The sequence below is a fragment of the Jeotgalibacillus marinus genome (genome assembly GCF_040801915.1).
In the GTDB taxonomy this organism is placed as follows: Bacteria; Bacillota; Bacilli; order Bacillales; family Jeotgalibacillaceae; genus Jeotgalibacillus; species Jeotgalibacillus marinus.
Genome location: NZ_JBFMIA010000189.1, coordinates 1 through 264 on the forward strand (window position 1 = coordinate 1; position 264 = coordinate 264).

Below are 264 nucleotides of genomic sequence, written 5' to 3' on the forward strand. Positions count from 1 at the left end.
CTGTTTTGTCCAAATGGTCACCTCATTCCCCCGATCCTTTTCTTCTCTTTTCTTCTCTGCTTTTCCCCCTTTTCCCCTTTCCTTTCCCTCTTTTTTTTTCTTCTTCTTTCCCTTTTTCCTCCCCTTCCCCCCCTCTTCTCCTTCTCTTCTCTTCTTTTTCTTTCCTTCCCCTCCCCCCTTTCTCTTTTCTCTCTTTCTCTCCTTCTTTCTTTCCCCTTCTTCTCTTCTTTTTCCTCCCCTCTTTTTTTTCTCTCCCCCCTTCTC

The 264-nt window shown here is 45.1% G+C and carries 1 protein-coding gene; it reads right to left on the minus strand.

Annotated features, from left to right (window positions below; all coding sequences use genetic code 11):
- Positions 1-22: 22 nt before the first annotated feature.
- Positions 23-264 (minus strand): hypothetical protein (locus AB1471_RS19010; RefSeq protein WP_367781003.1); only part of this gene is annotated, 242 nt, incomplete at its 5' end.